Raw genomic sequence first — 25,786 nt, forward strand, 5'->3', positions numbered from 1 at the left:
ATCCACATCCTTTAGAGATTAGCCGCCAACCAATCTCCCACTTCTGAGGTTTTGAAAGCTTTGCCTCCATCTGCAATATCTTCCGTTACTACTCCGGCCTCTAGGGAAGCATTCACCACCGCGGCTATTGCATCCGCTTCTGTCTTCAATCCAAATGCATATTCAAACATCATTGCCGCAGACAACACTGTAGCTAATGGATTGGCGATGTCTTTACCGGCTGCTTGCGGATAGGACCCATGAATGGGTTCAAACAATTTATTTTCCGTTCCCACAGATGCTGAGGGCATCAAACCCATGGACCCAGAAATCACGGAAGCCTCATCCGTTAAGATGTCTCCAAAGAGATTTTCTGTGATCAATACATCGTATGCTTTTGGCCACTGAATCAAGCGCATGGCAACAGCATCTACAAATTCATACTCAACCTTTACATCTGGGTATTCAGGAGCTATCTCCTGCACTGTTTCCCTCCACAAGCGGGAAGTAGCTAATACATTCGCTTTATCTACACATGTCAAATGCTTTCTACGCTTCTGAGCAGCCTCAAAACCCATACGGGCAAGTCTTGCGATTTCATCCTTGGTATAAACATTGGTATCAAAAGCCTTCGTTCCCTGCTCATTTCTTCCCCTAGGCTCACCAAAATAAATCCCTCCAGTCAATTCTCTAAAAAAGACAAAGTCTACTCCTTCTACTCGTTCCAGTTTTAAAGGAGACTTATGAATGAGGGAAGGAAATGTAAAGGTTGGTCTAATATTGGCAAACAATCCGAGTTTTTGTCGCATGCGAAGTAAGCCCTGCTCTGGCCTCACTTTGGCTTTCGGGTCATTGTCGTACTTGGGGTCCCCGATAGCTCCAAACAAGACCGCGTCTGCCCGCAGACATACCTCATGGGTAGCCTCTGGATAAGGATCGCCTACTAGGTCAATAGCAGCAGCACCAACGGCCGCTTCTTCAAAACTTACCTGATGACCAAACTTTTTGGCTACTGCCTCCACTACTTTTACTGCCTGAGCAATGACTTCGGGTCCGATGCCGTCACCCGGCAGCAATGCGATTTTCATTTCCATAGTCGCTTGTATTTTCTAAGTTTTTATGTGCTGTTGATTTAATTGAGGGCTTGGACTGCGCCAATTGCTCGATAATATTGAGCATTTTCTCCGTAGCTTTCAACGCAGCTACCGTCTGATCAGGGTCCAATCCTTTAGTTTTAAAAATTCTACCCATCTCCCAAGTAATGATGGTCTCCACAAATGCATCTGTTTTACCACCGGGAGGAATACTCACCTGATAGTTGACTAATTTGGGTAATTCCTTATTGAGGGACTTGTAAATTTTCTTGATGGCTTTCATAAAGGCATCAAATTGACCATCACCTGAAGCTGATTCCTCGTATGATTCTCCATATACCTGCAATTTGACTTGCGCAGAAGGTCTTAACCCTTTGGAATGGCTGAGATTGTAACTTGCTATATGAATATGCTGAGCAATAGAGGTATGCTGCAACACATCTGAGATAATATAAGGCAAATCCTCTGTTGTAACTCGTTCTTTTTTGTCCCCCAATTCAATGATTCGTTGGGTTACTTTTGCCAAGTCTTCCTGTTCCAAAGAAATTCCCAATTCCTGTAAATTCTTCAAAATATTGGCTTTGCCAGAAGTCTTTCCTAAGGCATACTTTCGCTGCCTACCAAACCGCTCCGGCATCAAGTCATTGAAATAGAGATTCTTTTTATTATCCCCATCAGCATGAATCCCAGCTGTTTGCGTAAATACATTCTCACCTACTACTGGCTTATTTGCCGGTATATGTTGACCAGAAAACTGTTCCACCAATTTACTTACCCGAAAAATTTTATGTTCCCGAACATTGGATTTGAAATCTGTAAAATCTTTGATAACAGCTATCACAGACTCGAGCGGAGCATTTCCCGCACGCTCACCTAAACCATTCACCGTAGTATGAATTCCTGAAATTCCGCTGAAGATTGCCTCCAAAACATTGGATACGGATAAATCATAATCATTATGCGCATGGAAATCAAAGTGGGTATCCTGAAATTCGGAAGTGATGAGTTTAATGAAATGTGAAACTTCCCGCGGTGAAAGCAATCCCAAGGTGTCTGGCAACATCACTCTTCGCACGTTCAACTTAGCCAGCATTCCTATCAAATCCATGGTGTACTCCATAGAGTTGCGCATGCCGTTAGACCAATCTTCCAAATACACATTGACCGTTATCCCTTTGGAGCGTGCATACATCACACTGCGATAGATATCTTCAAAGTGCTGCTCAGGAGTTTTTCGCAGCTGATGCACCAGATGATTCATGGAACCTTTGGTCAACAAATTCATTACCCTTCCACCGGCAGCTTCTATCCAATCTACTGAAGCGGGGGTATCCACAAAACCCAATACCTCCACCCGGTCCAAGTATCCTTTATCCTTGGCCCATTGCGTGATTTTTTTAACTCCTTCCATCTCCCCTTCTGACACTTTTGCCGAAGCCACCTCAATTCGATCCACATTGAGCTCTTCCAGGAGAAGTTTAGCAATCTGTAGCTTTTCAGAGGGTAAAAAGGAAACCCCCGAGGTCTGTTCCCCATCCCGAAGGGTGGTGTCCATGATTTCTATTTTTCGTTGATTTCCCATTGGTAGTTGACAGTGAGTAGTGAACAGTGAGTAGTTGATTGAGTGATTAGATGATTAGTGACTAGTTGATTGAGTTATTAGTAGTTGAAGTACGATACTTATCATTAATACCTGAATCCCTACTTGGTACTTAGTACATGGTACTTGGTACATTTTAGTGATTAGTTGATTGAGTGATTAGTTAATTAAGTTATTCGTAGTTAATTACGATACTTTTTATCAATACCCGAATCCCTACTTGGTACTTGGTACATGGTACTTGGTACATCTTAGTGATTAGTTGATTAGTGAGTAGTTGGTTGAGTGATTGGGGAATAATGACTGACTGTTATGAGTAAGATAAACGCAGGTCATTTACCCATCCCTAATCTTATCTCTTGTTTCTTGGTTCTTGTTTCTTGAGTCTAATTTCTCGCTTCTCGAATCTCGCTTCTCCTTTCATCCTTCCTCCCTCCTCCTTCATCCTTTCCCTTCAAACTCCCTAATCTCTTCCTGCATATTCAACAGATAGTCGATATCATCAAATCCGTTCTTCATGTTTTCCTTTTTGTAGACATTGATGTCAAAGGACTCAGAAGCTCCAGTGGTGTTTAAGGTGATGGTTTGTTGGTCTATGTCGACTGTAAGTTCTACCGTAGGGTCTGCTTCTACTGCATCAAATAAAGTTTGAGCAAAAGCAGGACTTATCGTCACAGGAAGTACACCAATATTGAGGCAGTTATTTTTGAAAATATCTGCAAAGAAGGAAGAAACTACGCAACGGAAACCATAATCATACAGTGCCCATACCGCATGTTCGCGGCTAGAACCCGAACCGAAGTTTTTGCCCGCTAGTAGGATTTTTCCCGAGTAGGTGGAGTTATTGAGAACAAAGTCTGACTTGGGGTTACCTTCCACATCGTATCTCCAATCACGGAATAAGTTATCTCCAAAACCTTCCCGTTCTGTCGCTTTCAGAAAGCGGGCGGGGATGATTTGATCCGTATCTACATTTTCAGCAGGTAAAGGAACTACCGTACTGGTCAAGGTATTAAATTTATCGTAAGGCATGTTTTTGTCTTTAGGTGTTTAAAATACTTCACGTGGATCGGCAATTACTCCCGTAACTGCTACTGCTGCAACTGTCAAGGGACTTGCCAACAGCGTACGGGCACCAGGACCTTGTCTTCCTTCAAAATTTCTATTGGAAGTAGAGACAGCATATTTCCCTGCGGGAATCTTATCATCATTCATGGCCAAGCAAGCTGAGCAACCCGGTTGACGCAGTTCAAAGCCTGCTTCTTCCAAGATTTTTACTAAACCTTCTTCGTGGGCCATTTTCTCAACTTCACGAGAGCCCGGCACTATCCAAGCAGTGATGTTGTCTGCTTTTTTCTTTCCTTTGACAAATCCCGCCACTGCACGGATATCTTCAATCCTACCGTTGGTACAGCTTCCTACGAATACATAATCTACCTTTTTACCTTTAATGGGTTCATCCGGTGCAAATCCCATGTATTCCAAAGACTTTAAGAAGCTCGTTTTATTACTTCCTTCTAAAAGATTGGCGTTGGGAATAAGATCCTTGACTTTGATCCCCATACCGGGATTGGTACCATAGGTAATCATCGGCTCAATATCCGCAGCATCAAAAGTATATTCTAAATCAAATTCAGCACCCTCGTCGGTCTTTAAAGACTCCCAATAAGCTACTGCTTGCTCCCAAGCATCTCCTTTAGGCGCATAGCGCTTACCTTTGAGATAGGCATAAGTGGTTTCATCCGGCGCAATCAAGCCACCTCTCGCTCCCATCTCAATACTCATATTACAAATGGTCATACGAGCCTCCATGCTGAGATTGGTAATGGCCGAACCTGCATATTCTACAAAATATCCGGTAGCACCCGCCGCTGAAATTTTAGAAATGATGTAAAGGATGATGTCCTTGGAGGTTACACCTTTACCCAATTCACCATCTACCGTGATGCGCATTTTTTTAGGCTTTACCTGCATGATGCATTGAGTAGCCAAAACCATTTCTACCTCTGAAGTTCCGATACCAAATGCAATCGCTCCAAAAGCTCCATGCGTTGATGTATGAGAATCACCGCAGACAATGGTCATCCCTGGCTGAGTCACACCCAATTCAGGGCCAATTACATGCACAATCCCATGATGTGCTGAACCCAAATCATGCAATTCAATCCCATGCTTCTTGCAATTGTCACGTAGCTTTTCTACCTGCATGCGGGATAGCTTGTCCTTGATAGTTTTGTCCTGGTCTACTGTCGGTACATTGTGGTCAGGAGTAGCAATCGTCCGGTCGGGATACATGACCCCTATCCCTCTTTTTTCCAAATTCAAAAAAGCAACAGGACTGGTCACTTCATGTATAAAATGCTTATCGATGAAAAAAACATCCGGCCCATTGGGAACGGAACGAACGACATGAGCATCCCAAATTTTATCAAATAACGTTTTCTTTTCCATGGTAATTAGTGGGTCACTTTTTCTTTGACGGGTATTTTGTTAAGCGCATCTACAAAAGCTTGGGCAGATGCTAAGACAATGTCATGATTAGAAGCAAAACCATGATAGGGCTTTTCTCCCAGCATCAGGCGCATATGTACTTTTGCTACATCATCGCTTCCTGCTGTGATGGCTTGAATGAGAAACTCCTCCAATACGTAAGTTGGCTGCACGATTTTTTCAATCGCCTTCAAGACTGCATCTACCGGTCCATTGCCAGTAGATTCAGCACGATGAGACACATCTCCTACTTTTAATTGAACCTCAGCTTTGATGGATCCATTCGATTGGTATTGTACAGATTCTAACTCTACAAAAGAGGACTCATCCAAATATTTTCCTACAAGTGCCAGCAAATCTTTAGGACCGATATCACGTTTTTTGTCAGCCAGTAATAAGAAATCTTCATACACCTCTCTCAAGGCATCTCCTTCGAGTTCAACTCCCAAGGAATCTAGGTGATGCTTCAGTGCGGCTCTCCCCGATCGGGCAGTAAGGACGATGGATGACTCATGTACACCCACTTCTTTGGGGTCCATGATTTCATAATTTTCCCGGTGCTTCAACACCCCATCCTGATGGATTCCAGAGGAGTGAGCAAAGGCATTTCTCCCCACAATAGCCTTATTTGGCTGTACGGGCATATTCATCAACTTAGAAATCAGTCGGCTAGTGCCGTAGATACGTTCGGTTTGGATGTCAGTATGAACAGGTATGCTTTGGTGGCATTTGATAGCCATCACTACTTCTTCCAGAGAGGTATTTCCAGCTCGCTCACCAATACCATTAATGGTTAATTCCGCCTGTCTTGCACCATGCTGAATACCTGAAATGGTATTTGCAGTAGCCATTCCTAAGTCATTGTGACAATGCGTAGAAATGATGGCTTTGTCGATGTTGGAGACATGTTCTTTGAGGTAGCGGATGATGGCACCGTACTGCTCAGGTAAGCAATAACCGGTGGTGTCCGGAATATTTACTACCGTAGCTCCAGCCTTGATGGCTTGTTCGATGATTTGGGCCAAAAAAGGCAGTTCAGCCCTTCCTGCATCTTCCGCATAAAACTCTACATCCTCCACAAAGCGCTTGGCAAATTTAACTGCCCGTACTCCACGTTCGATGATATCTTCAGGAGTTGATCGCAATTTGTATTGGATGTGATAGGGAGAAACCCCAATTCCGGTGTGGATTCTCCCTCTTTTGGCATATTTCAATGCCGCAGCAGCTACTTCAATATCCTTCTCCACCGCACGGGAGAGTGCACAGATGATAGGATTAGAAACTGCCTTTGAAATCTCCACTACTGAATTGAAATCTCCTGGGCTGGAAATTGGAAATCCAGCTTCGATGATATCAACTCCAAGTGCTTCCAAGGCTTGTGCTACCACTATCTTTTCCTGGGTGTTTAGCTGACAACCAGGTACCTGCTCTCCGTCTCGGAGGGTGGTATCAAATATCCATAGCTTTTCACTCATGATACTTAATTATTTTCTGGTCTCAATTGTCTGACGACGGCACCTGCCTGCCACATTTCAGACTCTCTCAATTCTTTCAATTCTTCCTCCAACTTTTCACGATAATCCGCCTTGGAGTTAGAGTCAATAGATTTTTGAGCTTCTTGACCTGTTTTTACACTGTTATACAATTCCTCAAATACTGGCTTAGTCGCATCTCTGAAAGGCTTCCACCAATCCAAAGCACCGCGTTGCGCTGTTGTCGAACAGTTGGCATACATCCAATCCATTCCGTTTTCTGCTACCAATGGCATCAAACTTTGAGTCAATTCTTCTACCGTTTCATTGAATGCTTCGGAAGGGGTATGGCCATTGGCTCTTAACACTTCGTATTGCGCCGCAAAAATTCCTTGAATAGCACCCATCAAGGTACCTCTTTCACCTGTCAAGTCAGAAGTCACTTCTCTGTAGAAATCCGTTTCAAATAAATATCCTGAACCTACGCCTATACCCAATGCCACAACCCTGTCTTTGGCTTTGCCAGTACCATCTTGGAAGATGGCATAAGAGGAATTCAAACCTCTGCCTTCAACAAACATTCTTCTCAAGGATGTTCCTGAACCTTTTGGAGCAACCAAAATCACATCCACATCCGGAGGAGGGATGATACCTGTTTTCTCCTTGTAGGTAATCCCAAATCCATGAGAGAAATACAAGGCTTTACCCGGTGTCAAGTATTTTTTAACCGTAGGCCAAAGAGTAATCTGACCAGCATCCGACAATAAAAACTGAATGATTGTTCCTTTTTCGCAAGCTTCCTCGATTTCAAATAAGGTCTCACCCGGCACCCATCCATCAGCAACTGCTTTATCCCAAGTTTTGGAGTTTTTTCGCTGACCTACAATGACATGAAAGCCGTTGTCTTTCAAGTTCAATGCCTGACCTGGACCTTGAACGCCATAGCCGATGACAGCAATTACCTCGTCTTTCAATACTTCTCTAGCCTTTTCTAAAGGAAACTCTTCCCTTGTGACAACATTTTCTTCTACTGATCCGAATTTCAGTTTCATAGTGTTAGTGTTAATGATTATAGGTTTGATTATTTAAATACTCTTGAACAGAAAACTTAGGCTTGGCAATGGCTACACGGCCTGACCTACTGAATTCCAATAAATTGAATGGTTTCAAAATCTCTAATAAGGCCTGCGTATCTTGCTTATGGCCGGTGAATTCTACTACCACAAATTCTTTTTCCGCTGCAATGATATGCGCATTGAATTGACGGATGACCTTTTCCAGCCCTGGGTCCAAACTTTCTGTAGGAACCTTGTACAAGGCAATTTCCTGGTAGACCACCTCATCATCTTTGAAATAATAGGCTTTGATAACGTCCACAATCTTTTCGATTTGGCCAGCTAGGTGTACCATTTGCTGCTCCGTTACGGAAACTTCCATGGTGATTTTATGGATACCTTCTAGCCTACTTTCGGAGGCTGTCAAGGCATCGATATTGATGCCTCTTCTTGTGAAAATGATGGTAATCCGATTGAGGATCCCAATAAAATTCTCTGTATAAATAAGTATGGTATAGCGAGTCATAGTCGTGCTTGAATAGGTGTTAACTTAAGCGTACTTCTTCTACAGAACATCCCGTGGCAATCATTGGAAATACGTTGTCCTCTTTTTCTACAACCACTTCCAAGAAATACGGACCATCATGGAGGAGCATTTCAGCAACTGCCGCTTGCAAGTCTTCCCTTTCCGTTACTTTGGTCGCTTTGATTTTGTACGCTTCGGCAATTTTGATAAAATCAGGATTTTCCAATTCCGTAAATGAATAGCGCTTATCAAAAAAGAGCTGCTGCCACTGACGGACCATCCCGAGGTAATTATTATTCAGTAAGACTACTTTTACCGGAGCCTTGGTCTGCATGATGGTTCCGAGCTCCTGAATGGTCATTTGAATGCCCCCGTCTCCCACTACACATATCACCTGCTTAGAATAATCGTGTAATTGAGCCCCAAGCGCTGCCGGTAGTGCAAATCCCATCGTTCCAAGGCCACCAGAGGTAACTTGGGTTCTTGACTGTTTGTAATCAAAATACCTCCAAGCAATCATCTGATGCTGTCCCACGTCGGTTACCAGAATGGCATCGTCTGCCTTATATTGATTGATCAAATGAATGACCTCTCCCATATGCAAACCTCCGTGGGTTCCATGCAAGTCATTGATGACAACCGCTTCCTTTTCCTGCTGCTCCAATTCCCTAAACCGAGCCATCCATTCGTCGTGGCTGTTTGCTTTTACTGCTGCCGTGAGATCGGCGAGACTATCTTTACAGTCTCCTTGAATGGCCACCGTACAGGTGACATTTTTATTGATTTCACTAGGGTCTAGTTCTAGATGAATCACTTTGGCTTGCTTGGCATAGCGCTTCAGATCTCCCGTCACCCGGTCGTCAAAACGCATACCCACAGCAATCAAAACATCGCATTTATTGGTAAGTAAATTAGGAGCATAATTCCCATGCATCCCCAACTTACCCACATAGGTTGGGTGTTCCTCCGAAAGCGCTCCTGAACCCAGTAGGGTGCACGCTGCGGGGATTCCCGTTTTATCCAAAAAAGCTTTCAATTCAGCTTCCGCATGGGCTAAAATCACCCCTTGTCCAAATAACACATAAGGCCTTTCGGCGGAGTCAATGAGTGCAGCGGCCTCCTTAACAGCTGCTTGATCGATTTTTACATAGGGTCTGTAAGAGCGAACCCCCAGGCATGGCACATAATTATACTCCCCAAACTCCACTTGGGCATTTTTGGTGATGTCGACCAATACCGGCCCAGGTCTTCCCGAACGGGCAATCAAAAAAGCTTTAGCAATGGCAGGCGCAATTTCCTCTACCCTTCTCACTTGAATATTCCATTTGGTACCTGGCATGGAAAGTCCCACTACATCCGTTTCCTGAAAAGCATCTGTACCGAGCAAATGAGCAGCCACCTGTCCTGTGATGCAGACCAAGGGTGTGCTGTCAATCTGTGCATCTGCCAATCCGGTAATCAGATTGGTAGCACCAGGACCTGAGGTTGCCAAGACCACCCCGACTTTTCCAGAGACTCGAGCATAGCCTTGAGCTGCATGGATGGCACCTTGCTCGTGCCTGGTAAGCACGTGTTTGATGCGGTCGCTGTAATCATACAGGGCATCATACACTGGCATGATGGCCCCTCCCGGATAACCAAAAATAAATTCGGCATTTTCCTCAATGAGGGATTTTACTACGATGTCGGCTCCTCTAATCATGGTTTTTTGGAGTTTGATGAGATGGTTAGTGGTTTTGGGCATCTAGACTATCTTTTTATAGATCGGTCACACAACCCTCGGAAGCAGATGCTACCAGTTTATTGTATTTTTTGAGTGTTCCTTGCAAGTCGCTTAAGTCCTTGTTGACCCAAGATTCTTTCCGCTTGGCAAGCGTTTCATCACTTACATGCAAGTGTAGAGTCAACGAATCAGCATCGATGGTAATAGTGTCCTCATCCTGAACCAAGGCAATGGGACCACCACTGTAGGCTTCCGGAGTCACGTGCCCCACAACAAAGCCATGAGTGCCGCCTGAAAAACGACCATCTGTAATCAATGCTACATCTGCACCTAAGCCTGCGCCAATAATCATGGACGTTGGTTTCAACATTTCAGGCATCCCAGGACCTCCTTTCGGGCCTATGTATCGGATGACAATTACTTCACCTTTGTTGACTAGGCCTTTTTTGATGCCCTCATTGGCATCCAATTCTGAATCAAAAACTTTAGCAGGACCAGAAAACGATTTTCCCTCTTTTCCCGAGATTTTAGCAACCGAACCTTCAGGTGCCAAATTTCCTCGTAACACGCACAGGTGTCCTGTTTCTTTCAAGGGCTGTTCGATTGGATGGATAACGTTCACCACAGAGGGGACTACCGGAGCAATATCAGCCAGATTTTCTGCGACTGTTTTCCCTGTCACGGTCATACAATCCCCATGCAACATGCCATTGTCCAAGAGGTAACGCATAAATGCGGGCAAGCCTCCTTGCTGATATAGGTCTTCCATCAAAAATTTACCCGAAGGCTTGAAATCCCCCAACAAAGGTGTTTCAGAATTGACGCGCTTAAAATCATCTAGCGTAAATGTAATACCAGCCGTTTTCGCAATGGCCAAAATATGAAGCACTGCATTGGTACTGCCTCCTAAAGCAACCGCAACGCGTACGGCATTTTCCAAACTTTTATAAGTGACAATATCTTTGGGCTTGATGTCTTTTTCTAGCAAAATCCTGATGTAAGAACTCACCTGTTGACACTCTTCCAATTTCTCTGGCGCTGTGGCAGGAGTGGAAGAAGAATAAGGTAAAGACATCCCCATCGCTTCTATTGACGAAGACATGGTATTGGCCGTATACATTCCCCCGCAGGCACCTGCACCAGGACAGGCATTTTGGATGACTCCTTGATAATCTACATCTGACAACTCACCTTTGATTCGCTTGCCATAGGCCTCGAAAGCCGATACTATATTCAATTTTTCGCCTTTGTAATTGCCTGAGCGGATAGTTCCACCGTAGACCATTATGGAAGGCCTGTTGATCCGCAACATGCCCATGACAGCTCCCGGCATGTTTTTATCGCAACCAGCCACGGCAATGCAGGCATCAAAGGAATGTCCCAAGATGAAGGACTCGATGGAGTCTGCGATGATTTCCCTGGAAACCAAGGAATAGCGCATCCCTGAAGTGCCCATAGAGATTCCGTCTGATATCCCCATGGTATTAAAAACCAAACCGGTCAAATCATCGGCCTTGGAGGCACTTTTGATTAGACCGGCAAAATCGTTGAGATGCATGTTGCAGGGGTTACTTTCATAGCCGCAACTCGCTATTCCCAAAAAGGGTTGATTCATCTGCTTATCCGACATGCCTGTGGCATATAACATGGCTTTCCCCGCCGGATGCTCTTCATTTTGGCTGATTTCCCAACTGTGTTTCTTCAAACTCATGATTTACTTCAATCGGTTAAAATAGGTTTATAAAAAAAGTGCCCCATGTGGTGAGGCACTTTCGAATCTATGGTTGATGTCAAATAGTCTAGCGCCTCTTCATTTATCACAAATGAGAATAATAATAAAGCTAAGAGGAGTGACTAGTTCGAACATGTGGTATGGTTCTTTTTCTGATTTGTTGATACAATATTAGGGTACATTTTCGAGACTTACAATATTTTATTTCTTTTGCAGGCCATACAGAAAACTCTTATAGACCTTAAAATATTTTAATGCAATATTTTATTCTGAAATGGGTTTAATTGACGAATTTTATATAAAAACCACACAGGTAACTCCAGTCAATTCCAAACAAAATTTTAATTCCACTTTTTTCAATCATTAAAAACTTTTTTTGATTTTTTTCTAATCATTTAAGCATTTGGATGTATTTTACTCAAAAATATTCCGAAAATCCACCATTCAATTAAAGCCTACTGATCGCATACCTAATGCTTAAATTCGCTTCCTGGCAGGTTGGTCTTAAGGAAAAGATGAAGAAAAACGAATAAAATAGCATCTTTACAGGTAGAAAATATAGACTTGTATGATTTGCTTCCCAAATGCCAAAATCAACCTTGGCCTTCATATCATGGCAAAAAGAAAAGATGGCTATCACGAACTGGAGACCTGCATGGTACCCATCCCTTGGTTGGATGCCTTGGAAATGATTCCATCCAAAAAGACTATTTTTGACTGTACGGGACTTCCAATCCCAGGTGATAGCAAGGATAATCTGATAATTAAAGCGTATAAACTCCTGAAAAAAGACTTTCCTGATCTTCCGGAAGTCCATATCCACCTACATAAAAATATCCCAATGGGAGCAGGCTTGGGTGGTGGTTCAGCTGATGCGGCTTTTGCCTTGAGACTGATGAACCAATTGTTTGAACTATACTTGGAAGATGTGTTTTTAGAAGAATATGCTGCACAGTTGGGAAGTGATTGTGCACTATTCATTGAAAACAAGCCCAAAATCGCTACTGGAAGAGGAGAAATCCTAGCCCCGACTGATGTCAGTATACAAGGAGATTACCTGATTTTGGTAAAGCCGCGCATTCACATAGGGACCAAAGAAGCCTATGCGGGCGTCAAACCGCAAGCACCTGCAGCTAATCTTCAAGAGATTTTGAAAGATAAGCAAACATGGAGAGAACAGCTGGTGAATGATTTTGAAAAAAGTATCTTCCCTAACCATCCCGTTCTCCCTCAAATCAAAGCACAGCTCTACGAAATGGGTGCTTATTATGCAGCGATGTCGGGTTCGGGTTCGACGGTGTTTGGACTATTTTCAAAGAAGCCAGAACCCACCAAATGGCCTTCAGAATATCTTGTTTTTCAATGTCTTGTATGATTTATATGTATGATTTATATGTATGTTTTATATTTACAAAAAATATATACATATGACCACTATCACCACTTCACTCCCCGATGAGCTCGTGCAAAAATTAGCAGACTATGCTCATACGATGGGTTTGCCCAAAAACAAGCTGATTGAAAAGGCACTTAGTCTCTATCTGGATCATCTTAAAAGGGCTGCTTATGTTAAATCCTATAAAACTGCTGGGCAGGATCAAGATATGTTATCCTTAGCCGAAGAAGGTATGGGAGAATATTTAAAGCAACTGGAAGATGAGGCAAGGTGAGATTTGGTATGCAGATTTGAATCCTGTTAGAAGTTCGGCACAAGCTGGATTTAGACCTGTAGTCATCATCAGTGGCAATCTGCTGAATAAATACCTGAATGTAGTCATTACCGTGCCATTGACTACAAAAATCAAACAGTACCAAGGAAACCCAATCCTACAACCTAACAGCGTCAACAAGCTAAAAGCACCTTCCGAAATGATGATATTCCACATCCGATCAATTGCCAAGGAACGGTTGGTAGAAAAGATTGGAGAGATTTCCGAGGGGGAAGTTAAGCAGGCATTGGAGACTTTGCAGGATATTACTACGCTAAACTGAACTAAAACATGCTTCATCTGCGGTTAGATAAGGAAATGGAGTCCAAACTGAATCACATAAATGTGATAAAAGGCATTTCCAAATCACAAATCATTCTAGATGCTTTACAAAAGTATTTGGAAAACTATGACTCTAATCAATCCTCTTTTGAGCTTGGAAAGGATTTATTTGGGGTTGAAGGCCCAGACTCAGGCCTTTCCGTGGAATACAGAAGGATTTTAAAGGAAAAGATTCAGAACAAATTTTGAGGTAAGGAATAATTAGATCGCCATTTACTTCTTATCAATAACAAACTCTCTAAAATTCCCCCTATTCACCACACTATTTTGACTTTGATAAGCCTCTGTAAACGTCTTTGGGAAATTCACTTTACGTTTCGGATTCCATTTAAACTCATAGGCATGGAGTTGTCCTGCAAGTTCTTCCACATAATCAATTTCTTGTTGTTGCTTAGTTCTCCAAAAATAGGTTCTCGCCAAGCTTTTGCTGTAAGCATTAGCTTTTAAGCGCTCACTGATCAAAAAATTTTCCCACAAAGCACCCACATCCTGTCTTACAGCCAAGGGGGTGAAATCCCTGATCACTGCATTTCGTATGCCGTTATCATAGAAGTAAACTTTCTTGGCTGTCTTAATCTCCGTGCGGAGATTCTTACTGTAGGAAGAGAGGCTAAAGATCACAAAAGCTTTCTCTAATACATCCATATAAGAGGAGACGGTTTTTGGATCAGCACCAACGGTTTCCCCTAGCTCCTTGTATTTTACTTCATTCCCCAGTTGGTAAGCCAATGCCTCTAGGATATTTCGCACTAATTTGGGTTTTTTTAAGTTTCCGTAAATCAACACATCCTTATACAGATAGCTTTCAGTTAGTTCCAAAAGCACTTCCTCTTCATGAGTAGCATCCGTAATGACATCCGGATAAAACCCATACACCAATCTGTTTTCCAAGCTTTGTTCAGCTTTTAGGTATCCTACCTCTTTTTCATATTCTTGCCAAGAAATTGGCCACAAATGAAAAGTCCATTTTCTGCCTGTAAGTGGTTCTTGGATTTTTTCATTGAGTTCAAATGCCGAAGACCCACTCAGGACTAATTGGACTTGCTTGAACTGATCTACTATGATTTTTGACTGCAACCCAATTGCGCTGATGCGTTGAGCCTCATCAATATAAACTATTTTATTGTCCGCAATGATGGCTCGCAGTGTTTCGGTATTGGCCTGTTCGAGAATTTCCCTTACGGTAGAATCATCACCGTCTAAGTACAAAAACTTTTCTTCCCTTCCTTTCAGTATTGTCTCAATTAAGGTGGTCTTCCCTACTTGTCTAGGCCCCAACAATATAATCGCTTTTCCTAAGAAAAACTTCTTCTCTATAGACTCTTGGACAGATCGCTCAAAGTTCATCTAACCTGCTGTTTTGGATTGTTAATATTCTGCTAATATAGCCGATATTCCCGTAAAGTTATAACTTTAGAGGAATTAATTCCCGTAAAGTAATAACTTTAAAGGATTACATTCCCGTAAAGTCATAACTTTAGAGGATTAGCCGACGAAAAATTGATGAATAAACTACTACTTTAAAAAGAAACAACGATAGATTCCACTGCTAAACCATCGTTTATCCAGGATGAAATTAGTACCGCATCATCATCTGTAAACAAAAATCAATTGAAATGTCCCTAAATTCATTTTATATGATTATTTAACTATCAAACAAAATAAAAAACATGTATTTCATCAAAAGAAATATTTAAAAATATTTGCACATAATAATAATAATAATAATATTGGAATAGCTTTTAGGTGAAAGCTAGTCCGACTAAGGACTTATTCATTCATCTAAACCATTATCAATTATGCGTAAATTATTATTTTCCTCTATTTTGGCCATTTCATTTGGACTTGGCCTAAGTACTGCTAGTGGGCAGGAATCAGTCCCTGATCCAGAGACAGGATCTGGAGGGGTTTGCTGCCAAGATGAAGATGTCTCTTGCTTCCATCCAGTTTATTTTATCAAATTCGCTGATTCGTATTTTAAACTTGGAGCAATTACCTGTTCTTAAAAAAATACTGCCACTTGTCAAAATAAGTGGCAGTCACCTTTACTAAGAAAAAATCATGAAAAAACTATTTCCAGTTTTCTTAATATTTATTTGTTTAAGTTGCTCAAATCAAGAGCACATAAAAGATATTACAGAAAATATTAAAACGTTTTCAGAAGCTGATCTACCAAAAGCCTTACTATTGAAGGGCGAGAAAATGGATTTCCAAGAATTTCTTTTTCCACGACACATTCAAGTAACAAAAGATTATATCGTTGTTGCAGAAAATGCTAACAATGATATCTTTTATATTTATTCTAAAAAAGACAAAGATTTTGTCAAAAGTATGGGAAGAAGCGGCATGGGCCCCAATGAAATACTTACAGCAGATTTTATTCATCAGGGTTTAGAAGCTAATGATTTTTGGTCTTATGATAGCAAAAATCAAACCTTTAATAAATTCGATATAGATAACAACATTTCAGGACTTGCAGATTTACAAATTAGACAAAATGAAACACTTGCGGCCGTCTCTAGCTTCACTCCACTTACCATAAATTCATTCATTACAAGAGAGATGCATAGTGCTTCAAAATTCACAGAATTTACTTTTGATGGCAAAACTTTAAGATCATTTGGGGAGTGGGATGAACACAGGGATTCCAAAGATTTTACAAACTTTGTGCTTTTCACTCTATACCAAGGAAAATTGGTTGCTTCGAGCAAAAAAGATTATATAGTGGCATGTGGTTCTTTAATTGACTTTTTGGAAATAATCAATTTAGAAACAGAAGAACGACTGTTTATAAAAGGGCCATCAAATCATTTCCCAGAATTTGAACTTATAAATATGTCAGGTTACGCATACCCTGCTTTAAAAGATTCTTTCATCCAATATAACTCTGTTTTTGCAGGCGAAAAAACAATCTATGCATTATATTCAGGTCTTAGCAGTGTAGCAAACAAGGAAGCAACCACTTCAAGAGTATTTACTTTCAATCTTTCAGGAGAAATTTTATCGAATTTTGAGTTGGACTATAAAATTGTATCTTTTACGATAGATGAATCGGAAAACAAACTTTATGGGCTTACGAGAGATGCTGAGCCAAATGTAGTGATTTATAAATTACCTGATTAATCTATGCCTTCCAGAATTCCTAAGCTTGGTTTTCCTTGATAAAAAATTTATATGAAAAAAGACAGTATCTACCTCTTATTTTGCATACTACTAGTCTTTTCATATGAAAACACACCTAGTAAGCAATCAAATCTATTTTCATAAAAAGACCTTCCCGACGAACAATTGCTTACAGGTGAAAAGGTTGTCTTAGAGGAAATCCTCAATCCACGGAAAATTTTATTTGCAGAAGGTTTTTTGATTGTAGCAGAGTCAGTAAGTTCAAAAACCGAATCAGCCATTACCATCGTTGATTCCAATACCTTGAAATTTATTTCCCATAAAGGAAAAATAGGTTACGGACCGGGAGAACTTGGGATTGGATATCCTCTCATGGGTGGGTTGGAGAAGGGTTATTTTTGGATATATGACACGCAACAGTTTCGGTTTTCAAAATTTTCACTGCAAGACAGTTCCGTACTCGCAGTAGAGGAATTCAAAGCACTAGACGTGCCCTTTTATGCCACCAAAGCAGCTTGGCTTAGCAAAAACTCCTTTCTCGTGGAAATGGTAGACGGCTGGAAAAAATATTATGAGGTAAGCATTGAAAAAGACACCTTGAAAAGTCTGGGGGATTGGAGAGAGATGCTCCCGCTTATAGAACTCCCAGATGGTATCAAAGAAGAGCATATTGCTCCGAATGTGGCAGCATCGATATTTTCGGGGGAAATGAAGGGTAATCCTTCCAAAACAAAGTTTGTGAAGGTTGGTATCCATACTGATTTTATTGACATTATAGATTGGGAAAATGAAGCTGTCCTGACATTAAGAGGTCCTGTAAACGAAAGTCCAAAGTTCTCTATTTCAGAAAGCATGGGCTATGATATAGCAGCCTTTGACATTCGTACACTGACCAACAAATACTTAGATGTGTATGCAGGAGAAGACTCATTTTTCGTACTCTATTCCGGTAAAAGCTTCCGACAAATCAGTGAAACTACTAACCTCAACAGAATCTTCGAGTTTGACTATAATGGTACCTTATTGAATAACTATCGACTGGATTATCCCCTATATGCATTTACCATAGATGAGCAAAACAGGAAAGTTTTTGGGATTACTGCTGATGAAGATCCTGGAATGGTAGTGTATGAGTTGGGGAGATAAAAAAAGAGTAAAGCATAGAAACAATAAAATTGTTATAATTTACTTCTAAAACGGTCATACACACGATTTTGAATTTACCTTTTGTAATTTACTAAAAGTAAATTACCTTTGGTAAAATACTAATATTGGGTCATAATCGATGAAAAATCTTGAAATCATAAATCCATTTCCTACTACGGGCTATTATGGGCCAACGTATTTTTGTGACCGTGAGGATGAAACAAAAAAAATTTGTGAATTACTTCTAAATGGTCAATCATGCATCCTTATGGGAAACCGTAGACTTGGAAAGACTGCTTTAATTCATCACGTGAAAGAAAAACTACCCAAAAAATGGGTTTTCATCTACTTAGATATATTGGCAACAGAGAATGAAAAAGAACTACTTAATACGTTGGGCTCTGCTCTATTGAATAGCTATAATGAAAAAAGCACTATTGGAAGAAAAATTTGGGATTTTATAAAAGGTTTACAACCGACAATTAGCTTTGACCAATATAGTGGCATTCCTCAAGTAAGCTTTTCAAGTCAATATTCTCAACAACCAATTAAAGATATTTTTTCTTTTCTGACGACAATTGACCAAATGGTGATAGTTGCTATAGATGAATTCCAACAAATCAATCAGTACCCTGAAAAAAATACCGACGCTTGGTTAAGATCTATCATACAACAGCTTACTAATGTTCGCTTTATTTTTTCAGGAAGCCAGCAGAGCATCTTAAGTGATTTATTCAGCAATCCATCAAAACCATTTTTCAAAAGCGCCTCTCCCATTAAAATTGAAAAGATAAACAAGAAGGTTTATAGGGCATTTATCCTCAATCATTTCAATAGTGCCAAAAAACTGATTTCCGAAGACTTAGTAGATGAGATACTGGATTGGACAAAATGTTACACGTATTATGTCCAGCATTTATGTAACAAACTTTTTCAGGTTTCTACAGAGAGCTTCGCACGTCAAGATTGGCAAAAATGTGCTCAAGAAATCATTCAAGAACAGCAAGTTTTCTTTATCCACTACCGAACGTTATTAAGCAAACAACAATGGAAACTTCTTGTAGCAATTGCTCGAGATGGACAAGTTTCCGAGCCTACATCAAAAAATTTTATACATAAACATACATTAGGAAGTGCTGCTACAGTTTTCAAATCTATAGATGCATTATTGGAAAAAGATATGATATTCAAAACGCATGATATGAATGGAGATACTAAATATGAGGTTTATGATGTATTTTTTGAACGGTGGATTCAGCAAATGGACCATAGATCACCTAAAACTTAACTTAAATTCCAAGAATCAAAAAAGGATTTTTGATTAGGGTAGAGTCAATACTTTTACCAATCGAATCAGTGACAAAAAGTATCATAACCTACGATCATGAACGCTCTGATCTTAGGGTTGCAACGTGGAATTCACCCTCGCTTTCCTCTTTGAATAGAAATTATACACCGGGTAAATCAACACCGAAATCAAAATAATTAGCGTCCCCAAGTAAAACCCTCCTGTCATCTGTTCCTTTTCACCAAAGATGACAACTGCCAAAATAATTCCATAGACCGGCTCCAGATTAATAGTCAGGTTTACTGCAAAGGCTGAAATCCTGCGCATCAGTTCCACAGATACTGAAAATGCATACACTGTACATACTCCACTCAGGATCAGTAACCATAACCAATCCAACCCTTGCGGGATCAACTGCACGGACTCCCCAGGGAATACGAAACCAACTAATGGAAGTAACAAACCTGCAAAAAGGCAGGCTCCCAACATTTCATAAAAAGTCAACACAAAAGGCTCATGCCGCTGTGTCAATCTGCCATTGATTACCGTAAATACTGCACTCAGAAAAGCGGATGCTACTGCCATTAATAAGCCCAGCCAATAATCCAATTCAAATCTAAATATCACATACAAGCCTGAAAGTACCATCAAACCCAAGAAAATTTCGAAAGGCTTCACTGCCTTCTTATTGGCTAGGGGCTCTACGAAAGCCGTCCATAGGGAGGTTGTGGCCATTCCTGCCAAGCATACCGAAGCCGTGGAAACCCTCGCTGCGCCAAAAAACAAAATCCAATGCAAGGCGACTATCACGCCTGTCCCCATTATTTTAAACAGCTCCTCTCGGCTGACCCTTAAAGAGGATTTCTTCCAGGCAAATCCCAACCCAATCAATAAGGAAGCAATTAAGGTTCGATAAAAAACCACTTCCAACGATGGTAAGCTGATCAACAAACCCAAAATGGCCGTAAAACCCCAAATCATCACAATGAAATGGAGCATAGTGTAATCTTTGACAGGACTGTGAGTCGACATTAGCGAGGAACGGTTTTATACAAGGCCAAACCAGTGAGTGCAAAAACAATATTAGGAATCCAAATGGCTAATAAGGGCTGGGATGTACCTGCTTCTGCAAATGTCCGGGCAAGTAAGAACATAATAATGTAGATAAAGGCAAGTAGAAACCCTAAGGCTATTTGAAAGCCCGATCCACCTCTAGTCTTGCGCGAAGAGACAATCACTCCTATGAAGGTTAAGATGATCGCTGCAAAAGGAGACATAAAGCGAACATAGCGCTCAATAATATAAAAATTCACATTATCTGCTCCCCTATCTTCCAAGATCTGTATTTGTCGGGTAAGGTCCGGCAGTTTCAATGTCTCATGGTGATTGGTAGGCAAATCAAAGTCGTTAGGAGTAATGGAAAGAAGCGTATCCAACGACTCTCCTTTGGTGTAATCCTCCCCATCTTCCCTTAGTACCCGTAACTTCCAATTTTTTACAGACCATGAATTAATGGCGGTATCCCATACGATTCGATCACCTGAAAGTTTGGCTATCAACTCTCCGTCACGGATCTGTTCTAATGTAAAATTATACCCCGTATTCCCAGACGTATAATATCTTGAAATATATGCATACGCATCAGGAGCAACTTTAATATGAATATTACTTTGGGTAAAAAACTTATCCTCGTCCAGCCATTGAGACTTAAATTCCGTCACCCCAGCCGTAGCACCTGGTAAGACCCAACCATTGAGGAAGAAACTGGCAACACCGATCAAAGAAGCGGCGATGAAATAGGGAACCAACATGCGAATGAAGCTTGTCCCACTGCTCAGAATGGCAATAATCTCAGTACGGCCTGCCATTTTGGAGGTAATGAAAATCACTGCAATGAATACCGTGATAGGGGTTAGCAGGTTATTCAAATACAGCCCATAATTTCCTAGGTAAATCAAAATCTCGGAAGCGGGCACCTGATTACGGATAAACTTATCATTCTTCTCGGTAAAATCCAGTACCAAGACAACCAATATCAACATCAAGACCACAAAGAAATAGGTCTTGAGAAAATCCTTGATGATGAGTTTATCCAATAACTTCATTACAATCGTCTACTTACTTTTTCTACCATTTGATTTTTCCAAGTTGCAAAATCTCCGGCAATGATATGTTCACGTGCCTGACCTACTAACCACAGATAAAAGCTAAGGTTATGGATACTGGCAATTTGTGCGGCCAATATTTCTTTGGCAATCACTAAATGTCTTAGATATGCTTTAGAGTAAAACGAACTTACGTAGGAATTGATATGTGGATCGATCGGGCTAAAGTCATCTTTCCACTTTTCATTCCGGATATTGATGATTCCCTCGGAAGTGAACAGCATGCCATTGCGGGCATTTCTGGTAGGCATGACACAGTCAAACATATCTACCCCCAACGCAATCCCCTCCAAAATATTGGCAGGTGTTCCCACACCCATCAGATAACGTGGTTTGTCTGCGGGCAAAATATCCGTCACCATATCAGTCATGGCATACATTTCTTCTACGGGTTCACCCACAGAAAGTCCACCAATAGCATTTCCTTCTCTTTCACAAGAAGCAATAAATTCAGCTGATTGCTTCCGCAATTCGGGGTATACACTCCCCTGCACAATCGGAAAAAGAGTTTGGCTATAACCATACTTTCCTTCGGTGCTGTCAAATCGCTCGATGCATCGCTTTAACCAACGATGAGTCAGGTCCATTGACTTCCGCGCATACCCATAATCGCAAGGGTATGGGGGGCATTCATCAAAGGCCATGATAATATCGGCACCGATGATCCGCTGAATGTCCATTACCCGCTCAGGGCTAAATAAATGTTTGGAACCATCAATATGAGACTTGAAGACGGCCCCTTCTTCGGTCAATTTTCGATTATTGGCCAAGGAAAAGACCTGATATCCTCCGGAATCTGTCAAAATAGGTTTATTCCAACCATTGAACTTATGTAAGCCTCCGGCTTTCTCCAGGACATCTAAGCCCGGACGTAGGTAAAGGTGATAGGTATTCCCAAGGATAATTTGGGCTTTGACATCGTAGGTCAGTTCACGCTGATGTACAGCCTTCACAGAGCCTGCTGTACCTACGGGCATAAAAATAGGTGTTTGAATATCACCGTGGTCCGTTGTCACAACGCCGGCACGGGCTTTACTTTTAGTATCTTGATGTTCTAACTTAAATTTCATGTATTGAGTCCATTACCTCCGCTAGCGAAAACCTGTATAGCTAGGGGATAAAATTTAATCCCACAAAAATATAAGCTTATTCTTAATTGAATGCTCAAATGTATTTTATATTTGCCCCTCATATACAATGGAAATGCTTACAGAGATTTTACTGGTTCTTTTTTTGGTTGTTGCTGCTACACAATTCTTTTATATTCTGGTGATATTTGGCCGGGCTTCTTTTTTCTATAGAAGCAAATCCAAACAGTCAACATCTGAAACATACGAGGGGGTAACTGTCGTCATTGCCGCACGTAATGAAAAAGAAAACCTAGCCAAACTTATACCCCTTATTTGCAATCAAAATTATCCTAATTTTGATGTCATGGTCATTAATGACCGTTCGCATGATGGTACAAAAGCACTTTTGGAGCAGCTAATGTCGGAATTCCCAAAGTTGCGAACCGTAACCATCAAATATACCCCTGATCATGTGACGGCTAAAAAATATGCGCTTACATTGGGGATAAAAGTAGTTAAAAACGATGTATTGCTGTTAACGGACGCTGATTGTATCCCTCAATCAGAAGATTGGATCCGTCTGATGACTGCCCCCGTACGCAATGAAGGGAAAATTTTTGCTTTAGGCTTTTCCCCCTACAAGAGCAACAAAGGACTATTAAATCATTGGATTCAATTTGAAACTTTTTGGACAGCTTTGCTTTATGCTTCATTTACTTTGTGGAAAGCACCGTTCATGGGCGTAGGAAGAAATATATGTTATCGCAGAAGTTTCTTTATGGAACAAAAAGCTTTCAAGGGTTTTTGGCATATCGAAGGAGGTGATGATGACTTATTAGTCAATCGATATGCCAACAGTAAAAACACCGCAATTGTAATTGATCCAAAAAGTATTACAATTTCTGAACCGAAGAAAACTTGGAAGGAGTATTTCATCCAAAAGAAAAGGCATCTACACGTCGGAAAATATTACAAGGCCAAAGACAAACAAAAAATAGGAATCTATGCCTTTACACACCTGATTTTTTGGCTTTTGGGAACTGCTTTGATGATTTATTCAGGTATTGAACAAAATTGGGAACATTTTGCTGTTATTTTGGGTATAATTACTGTCCGATCGATTCTGCTGACTTCAGTATTCACATCGGCCAGAAAGAAATTGACCGGAATAAACAAACTGTTTTGGACGGGCTTTTTTGACCTGCTATATATCGGGTATTTCTGGATTTTAGGAACAATTGGTTATCAATCAAGAAAAGTTAGATGGAAATAAACGAAAGAGGTTTTTCTAGCAAGGCACTTCAAGACTTTGAGCTTATTGATCGGGCTGTCAATGACAAGGATCAACAAGCTTTTGCAACTTTGATGAAGCGCTATAAAAAAGCAGTGTATTTCATGATCCTAAAAATGATCCGGGATGCAGATGATGCAGAGGACCTGACCATGGAAGCATTTGCCAAGGCCTTTAGAAACCTCCACAAGTTTAAGAAAGACTATACCTTTTCCACTTGGCTATTTCGAATTGCTACCAATAACACCATCGACTTCATCCGAAAGAAAAAGCTCAAAACCATGAGCCTAAACACCACGCTGAGTGATGATGGTGGCAATGCCGTGACTATCGATGTGGAAGATGATGACAACAATCCACAAGACGAGTACATCAAGTCCCAGCGCAAGGAAATGGTGCGGATTTTTGTAGATAAGTTGCCTGCCAAGTACAGAAAGCTAGTTCAACTACGCTATTTCGATGAACTTTCTTACGAAGAAATCGCTGTGGAATTGGAAAAGCCGCTTGGAACTGTCAAGGCACAACTGCACCGGTCGCGAGAGCTTTTGTATGAGATAGCATCAGGAAAAGCAGGACATATTTAAAAACGTCTAAGTGTATTAAGCCAATTTATTTTCCTACTTTTGGAGATATAGGACATATAAATTCATGGAAAAATCTCCCAAACCAAACATTACAACAATTGCTGCGTACGCTGTTGCATTTGCGGCCACCTTTTTTTTAATCCAATATTTCTTTTTCCAAGAGCCTAGTGCTGAGGATTACCTTCAGCAAGCAGCAACAGAGGTGAATAAATCATGTCCCATGATGGTCGATCAGGAAACACGATTGGATGGGGCAGAATCGCTCCCAGGTAATATTTTCCAATACAATTACACCTTAGTCAACATGGTAGCGGAGGGAGTCAATATAGAGGGGATTAAGGAGATTTTAGAACCTCAAATCACCCGTCAAGTGGTAAAAAACGAACAGCTTCAAGTATTCCGTGACAGAGAAGTGACTATGGCTTATCGTTACCATGATAGAAATGGAGCTTTCCTTTTTGACATTCAAGTGGGCCCAGATAAATACCAATAATAGCTGATTGAATTTCAGATCATTAATTCCATAAAAGCTTCTCTACTTTTTACTTAATTTTATGAAAACCTATGTACTTAGTGCTGCGTTTTTATTATTTTTATAACTATGGAAAAAGACCTCACCGATAAAAAAGTAGCAGAACCGGTTTCAGATTACGGTCATTATACCTATGCAGATTACTTGACATGGGAGTTTGAAGGCATGATTGAACTGATTAAGGGAAGAATATTCAAACAAGTCGCTGCTCCTAGGGTCAACCATCAACGAATTTCTATGAAGCTATCGGGAACTCTTTATAGTTTCTTACAAGGAAAAAAATGTGAAGTTTTTGCTGCACCCTTCGACGTGCGCCTACCTGTTAAATCCAGGAAAAATGAAGATATAGACACAGTTGTGCAGCCTGATATCTGTGTAGTATGTGATCCTGAAAAAATCGACGAGTTAGGGTGTATTGGTCCACCGGATTTGATCATTGAGATTCTCTCTCCAGGTAATAACAAAAAAGAAATCACCTACAAATACGAAGTATACGAGGCGGCGGGTGTAAAGGAATATTGGCTTATCCACCCTAATGAATGTACGCTATTCGTTTACACCTTAGTCAATGGACGTTATCAAAGTTCCAAATTACTGACCTTTGGAGATACAGTCAGATCAAAAGCCGTTGAAGGCTTTACGTTGGATTTGGATAAAGTGTTTGAGGAATATAGCTAAAATATAATTGTTTTATTTATTAAATAGACCTTTCCGACAATTAATTAATATGTATATCCGTAATTACACCAGTAGCCAAATAAATATATAATGACAGTTAGTGACAATTGCTATTTGTGATCATTCAATGTATCTAAATTAGGTCAAAATAAACGGTTTTGACCATGAATATTGTAAACTTCATCAA

The 25,786-nt window shown here is 40.8% G+C and carries 25 protein-coding genes; 12 read left to right on the plus strand and 13 right to left on the minus strand.

What is annotated here, in order from left to right; all coding sequences use genetic code 11:
* Nucleotides 1-11: 11 nt before the first annotated feature.
* From leuB to ilvD, 9 genes are all read right to left on the minus strand, one after another.
* A complete protein-coding gene (gene leuB / locus ACXIUD_RS10250; RefSeq protein ID WP_458052542.1) occupies nucleotides 12-1,073 on the minus strand; it encodes a 3-isopropylmalate dehydrogenase in 1,062 nt (353 codons plus the stop codon).
* Entirely contained in the window at nucleotides 1,042-2,655 is a 1,614-nt protein-coding gene (locus ACXIUD_RS10255; protein WP_458052543.1) for an alpha-isopropylmalate synthase regulatory domain-containing protein, read from the minus strand. Before ACXIUD_RS10255 ends, leuB begins: the two co-directional genes overlap by 32 nt.
* Before the next feature lie 459 nt (nucleotides 2,656-3,114).
* A complete protein-coding gene (leuD, locus tag ACXIUD_RS10260) occupies nucleotides 3,115-3,705 on the minus strand; it encodes a 3-isopropylmalate dehydratase small subunit (RefSeq protein WP_458052544.1) in 591 nt (196 codons plus the stop codon).
* An 18-nt stretch (nucleotides 3,706-3,723) separates the two neighbouring features.
* Complete coding sequence (gene leuC / locus ACXIUD_RS10265; protein ID WP_458052545.1) at nucleotides 3,724-5,124, minus strand: 3-isopropylmalate dehydratase large subunit; 1,401 nt, start codon at nucleotides 5,122-5,124, stop codon at nucleotides 3,724-3,726.
* A gap of 5 nt (nucleotides 5,125-5,129) precedes the next feature.
* Entirely contained in the window at nucleotides 5,130-6,638 is a 1,509-nt protein-coding gene (locus ACXIUD_RS10270) for a 2-isopropylmalate synthase (RefSeq protein ID WP_458052546.1), read from the minus strand.
* 5 nt (nucleotides 6,639-6,643) lie between these two features.
* Complete coding sequence (gene ilvC / locus ACXIUD_RS10275; RefSeq protein WP_458052547.1) at nucleotides 6,644-7,687, minus strand: ketol-acid reductoisomerase; 1,044 nt, start codon at nucleotides 7,685-7,687, stop codon at nucleotides 6,644-6,646.
* Nucleotides 7,688-7,697: 10 nt separating this feature from the next.
* Nucleotides 7,698-8,216, minus strand: a complete 519-nt coding sequence (gene ilvN, locus ACXIUD_RS10280) for an acetolactate synthase small subunit (protein WP_458052548.1) — start codon at nucleotides 8,214-8,216, stop codon at nucleotides 7,698-7,700.
* A 19-nt stretch (nucleotides 8,217-8,235) separates the two neighbouring features.
* Entirely contained in the window at nucleotides 8,236-9,918 is a 1,683-nt protein-coding gene (ilvB, locus tag ACXIUD_RS10285) for a biosynthetic-type acetolactate synthase large subunit (RefSeq protein WP_458052549.1), read from the minus strand.
* 55 nt (nucleotides 9,919-9,973) lie between these two features.
* A complete protein-coding gene (gene ilvD, locus ACXIUD_RS10290) occupies nucleotides 9,974-11,650 on the minus strand; it encodes a dihydroxy-acid dehydratase (RefSeq protein ID WP_458052550.1) in 1,677 nt (558 codons plus the stop codon).
* A 589-nt stretch (nucleotides 11,651-12,239) separates the two neighbouring features.
* Here ilvD and ispE point away from each other — a divergent pair.
* Genes ispE through ACXIUD_RS10310 form a run of 4 tightly spaced genes read left to right on the plus strand, consistent with a single transcriptional unit; the run spans nucleotide 12,240 to nucleotide 13,911 of the window.
* Nucleotides 12,240-13,046, plus strand: a complete 807-nt coding sequence (gene ispE, locus ACXIUD_RS10295) for a 4-(cytidine 5'-diphospho)-2-C-methyl-D-erythritol kinase (RefSeq protein ID WP_458052551.1) — start codon at nucleotides 12,240-12,242, stop codon at nucleotides 13,044-13,046.
* A gap of 52 nt (nucleotides 13,047-13,098) precedes the next feature.
* Complete coding sequence (locus tag ACXIUD_RS10300; RefSeq protein WP_458052552.1) at nucleotides 13,099-13,341, plus strand: ribbon-helix-helix domain-containing protein; 243 nt, start codon at nucleotides 13,099-13,101, stop codon at nucleotides 13,339-13,341.
* Nucleotides 13,328-13,663: a type II toxin-antitoxin system PemK/MazF family toxin gene (locus ACXIUD_RS10305; protein ID WP_458052553.1), complete on the plus strand. Its 336-nt coding sequence runs from the start codon at nucleotides 13,328-13,330 to the stop codon at nucleotides 13,661-13,663. Before ACXIUD_RS10300 ends, ACXIUD_RS10305 begins: the two co-directional genes overlap by 14 nt.
* A gap of 8 nt (nucleotides 13,664-13,671) precedes the next feature.
* Complete coding sequence (locus ACXIUD_RS10310; protein WP_458052554.1) at nucleotides 13,672-13,911, plus strand: hypothetical protein; 240 nt, start codon at nucleotides 13,672-13,674, stop codon at nucleotides 13,909-13,911.
* Nucleotides 13,912-13,935: 24 nt separating this feature from the next.
* Here the strand turns inward: ACXIUD_RS10310 and ACXIUD_RS10315 are convergent, their stop codons facing one another.
* Nucleotides 13,936-15,069: an ATP-binding protein gene (locus ACXIUD_RS10315; RefSeq protein ID WP_458052555.1), complete on the minus strand. Its 1,134-nt coding sequence runs from the start codon at nucleotides 15,067-15,069 to the stop codon at nucleotides 13,936-13,938.
* 452 nt (nucleotides 15,070-15,521) lie between these two features.
* Here ACXIUD_RS10315 and ACXIUD_RS10320 point away from each other — a divergent pair, with 452 nt between their 5' ends.
* From ACXIUD_RS10320 to ACXIUD_RS10335, 4 genes are all read left to right on the plus strand, one after another.
* On the plus strand, nucleotides 15,522-15,728 hold the full coding sequence (locus ACXIUD_RS10320) for a hypothetical protein (RefSeq protein ID WP_458052556.1): 207 nt from the start codon (nucleotides 15,522-15,524) through the stop codon (nucleotides 15,726-15,728).
* 55 nt (nucleotides 15,729-15,783) lie between these two features.
* The gene (locus tag ACXIUD_RS10325) at nucleotides 15,784-16,845 is read left to right on the plus strand and encodes a BF3164 family lipoprotein (protein ID WP_458052557.1); all 1,062 of its coding nucleotides are present in this window, start codon (nucleotides 15,784-15,786) and stop codon (nucleotides 16,843-16,845) included.
* A gap of 165 nt (nucleotides 16,846-17,010) precedes the next feature.
* Nucleotides 17,011-17,991, plus strand: a complete 981-nt coding sequence (locus tag ACXIUD_RS10330; protein WP_458052558.1) for a BF3164 family lipoprotein — start codon at nucleotides 17,011-17,013, stop codon at nucleotides 17,989-17,991.
* A gap of 139 nt (nucleotides 17,992-18,130) precedes the next feature.
* The gene (locus ACXIUD_RS10335; RefSeq protein WP_458052559.1) at nucleotides 18,131-19,279 is read left to right on the plus strand and encodes an AAA family ATPase; all 1,149 of its coding nucleotides are present in this window, start codon (nucleotides 18,131-18,133) and stop codon (nucleotides 19,277-19,279) included.
* 111 nt (nucleotides 19,280-19,390) lie between these two features.
* Here the strand turns inward: ACXIUD_RS10335 and ACXIUD_RS10340 are convergent, their stop codons facing one another.
* From ACXIUD_RS10340 to tgt, 3 genes are read right to left on the minus strand one after another with little or no spacing between them, the layout of a single operon-like run.
* The gene (locus tag ACXIUD_RS10340) at nucleotides 19,391-20,311 is read right to left on the minus strand and encodes a DMT family transporter (RefSeq protein ID WP_458052560.1); all 921 of its coding nucleotides are present in this window, start codon (nucleotides 20,309-20,311) and stop codon (nucleotides 19,391-19,393) included.
* Complete coding sequence (locus ACXIUD_RS10345; protein WP_458052561.1) at nucleotides 20,311-21,384, minus strand: LptF/LptG family permease; 1,074 nt, start codon at nucleotides 21,382-21,384, stop codon at nucleotides 20,311-20,313. Before ACXIUD_RS10345 ends, ACXIUD_RS10340 begins: the two co-directional genes overlap by 1 nt.
* Nucleotides 21,384-22,514, minus strand: coding sequence for a tRNA guanosine(34) transglycosylase Tgt (gene tgt / locus ACXIUD_RS10350; RefSeq protein ID WP_458052562.1), 1,131 nt, complete (start codon nucleotides 22,512-22,514; stop codon nucleotides 21,384-21,386). Before tgt ends, ACXIUD_RS10345 begins: the two co-directional genes overlap by 1 nt.
* Nucleotides 22,515-22,647: 133 nt before the next feature.
* Between tgt and ACXIUD_RS10355 the strand changes: the two genes are divergently transcribed.
* The 4 genes from ACXIUD_RS10355 to ACXIUD_RS10370 all read left to right on the plus strand — a co-directional run bounded on the left by ACXIUD_RS10355 (nucleotide 22,648) and on the right by ACXIUD_RS10370 (nucleotide 25,599).
* Nucleotides 22,648-23,787 (plus strand): glycosyltransferase, encoded by a 1,140-nt coding sequence (locus tag ACXIUD_RS10355; RefSeq protein WP_458052563.1) that lies wholly within the window; start codon nucleotides 22,648-22,650, stop codon nucleotides 23,785-23,787.
* Nucleotides 23,778-24,389 carry a sigma-70 family RNA polymerase sigma factor gene (locus ACXIUD_RS10360; protein WP_189579549.1) on the plus strand — a complete coding sequence of 204 codons (612 nt, stop codon included), beginning with the start codon at nucleotides 23,778-23,780 and terminating at the stop codon, nucleotides 24,387-24,389. Before ACXIUD_RS10355 ends, ACXIUD_RS10360 begins: the two co-directional genes overlap by 10 nt.
* A 64-nt stretch (nucleotides 24,390-24,453) precedes the next feature.
* The gene (locus ACXIUD_RS10365) at nucleotides 24,454-24,882 is read left to right on the plus strand and encodes a hypothetical protein (RefSeq protein ID WP_458052564.1); all 429 of its coding nucleotides are present in this window, start codon (nucleotides 24,454-24,456) and stop codon (nucleotides 24,880-24,882) included.
* A gap of 108 nt (nucleotides 24,883-24,990) precedes the next feature.
* The gene (locus tag ACXIUD_RS10370; RefSeq protein ID WP_458052565.1) at nucleotides 24,991-25,599 is read left to right on the plus strand and encodes a Uma2 family endonuclease; all 609 of its coding nucleotides are present in this window, start codon (nucleotides 24,991-24,993) and stop codon (nucleotides 25,597-25,599) included.
* Nucleotides 25,600-25,786 lie beyond the last annotated feature (187 nt).

It is taken from the genome of Mongoliitalea sp., from assembly GCF_054166905.1.

Excerpts from the sequence above, each read along its gene's own strand:
- leuB (WP_458052542.1), bottom strand. The coding sequence starts at position 1,073 with ATGGAAATGAAAATCGCATTGCTGCCGGGTGACGGCATCGGACCCGAA.
- ACXIUD_RS10255 (WP_458052543.1), bottom strand. The coding sequence starts at position 2,655 with ATGGGAAATCAACGAAAAATAGAAATCATGGACACCACCCTTCGGGAT.
- leuD (WP_458052544.1), bottom strand. The coding sequence starts at position 3,705 with ATGCCTTACGATAAATTTAATACCTTGACCAGTACGGTAGTTCCTTTA.
- leuC (WP_458052545.1), bottom strand. The coding sequence starts at position 5,124 with ATGGAAAAGAAAACGTTATTTGATAAAATTTGGGATGCTCATGTCGTT.
- ACXIUD_RS10270 (WP_458052546.1), bottom strand. The coding sequence starts at position 6,638 with ATGAGTGAAAAGCTATGGATATTTGATACCACCCTCCGAGACGGAGAG.
- ilvC (WP_458052547.1), bottom strand. The coding sequence starts at position 7,687 with ATGAAACTGAAATTCGGATCAGTAGAAGAAAATGTTGTCACAAGGGAA.
- ilvN (WP_458052548.1), bottom strand. The coding sequence starts at position 8,216 with ATGACTCGCTATACCATACTTATTTATACAGAGAATTTTATTGGGATC.
- ilvB (WP_458052549.1), bottom strand. The coding sequence starts at position 9,918 with ATGATTAGAGGAGCCGACATCGTAGTAAAATCCCTCATTGAGGAAAAT.
- ilvD (WP_458052550.1), bottom strand. The coding sequence starts at position 11,650 with ATGAGTTTGAAGAAACACAGTTGGGAAATCAGCCAAAATGAAGAGCAT.
- ispE (WP_458052551.1), top strand. The coding sequence starts at position 12,240 with ATGATTTGCTTCCCAAATGCCAAAATCAACCTTGGCCTTCATATCATG.
- ACXIUD_RS10300 (WP_458052552.1), top strand. The coding sequence starts at position 13,099 with ATGACCACTATCACCACTTCACTCCCCGATGAGCTCGTGCAAAAATTA.
- ACXIUD_RS10305 (WP_458052553.1), top strand. The coding sequence starts at position 13,328 with ATGAGGCAAGGTGAGATTTGGTATGCAGATTTGAATCCTGTTAGAAGT.
- ACXIUD_RS10310 (WP_458052554.1), top strand. The coding sequence starts at position 13,672 with ATGCTTCATCTGCGGTTAGATAAGGAAATGGAGTCCAAACTGAATCAC.
- ACXIUD_RS10315 (WP_458052555.1), bottom strand. The coding sequence starts at position 15,069 with ATGAACTTTGAGCGATCTGTCCAAGAGTCTATAGAGAAGAAGTTTTTC.
- ACXIUD_RS10320 (WP_458052556.1), top strand. The coding sequence starts at position 15,522 with ATGCGTAAATTATTATTTTCCTCTATTTTGGCCATTTCATTTGGACTT.
- ACXIUD_RS10325 (WP_458052557.1), top strand. The coding sequence starts at position 15,784 with ATGAAAAAACTATTTCCAGTTTTCTTAATATTTATTTGTTTAAGTTGC.
- ACXIUD_RS10335 (WP_458052559.1), top strand. The coding sequence starts at position 18,131 with ATGAAAAATCTTGAAATCATAAATCCATTTCCTACTACGGGCTATTAT.
- ACXIUD_RS10340 (WP_458052560.1), bottom strand. The coding sequence starts at position 20,311 with ATGTCGACTCACAGTCCTGTCAAAGATTACACTATGCTCCATTTCATT.
- ACXIUD_RS10345 (WP_458052561.1), bottom strand. The coding sequence starts at position 21,384 with ATGAAGTTATTGGATAAACTCATCATCAAGGATTTTCTCAAGACCTAT.
- tgt (WP_458052562.1), bottom strand. The coding sequence starts at position 22,514 with ATGAAATTTAAGTTAGAACATCAAGATACTAAAAGTAAAGCCCGTGCC.
- ACXIUD_RS10355 (WP_458052563.1), top strand. The coding sequence starts at position 22,648 with ATGCTTACAGAGATTTTACTGGTTCTTTTTTTGGTTGTTGCTGCTACA.
- ACXIUD_RS10360 (WP_189579549.1), top strand. The coding sequence starts at position 23,778 with ATGGAAATAAACGAAAGAGGTTTTTCTAGCAAGGCACTTCAAGACTTT.
- ACXIUD_RS10365 (WP_458052564.1), top strand. The coding sequence starts at position 24,454 with ATGGAAAAATCTCCCAAACCAAACATTACAACAATTGCTGCGTACGCT.
- ACXIUD_RS10370 (WP_458052565.1), top strand. The coding sequence starts at position 24,991 with ATGGAAAAAGACCTCACCGATAAAAAAGTAGCAGAACCGGTTTCAGAT.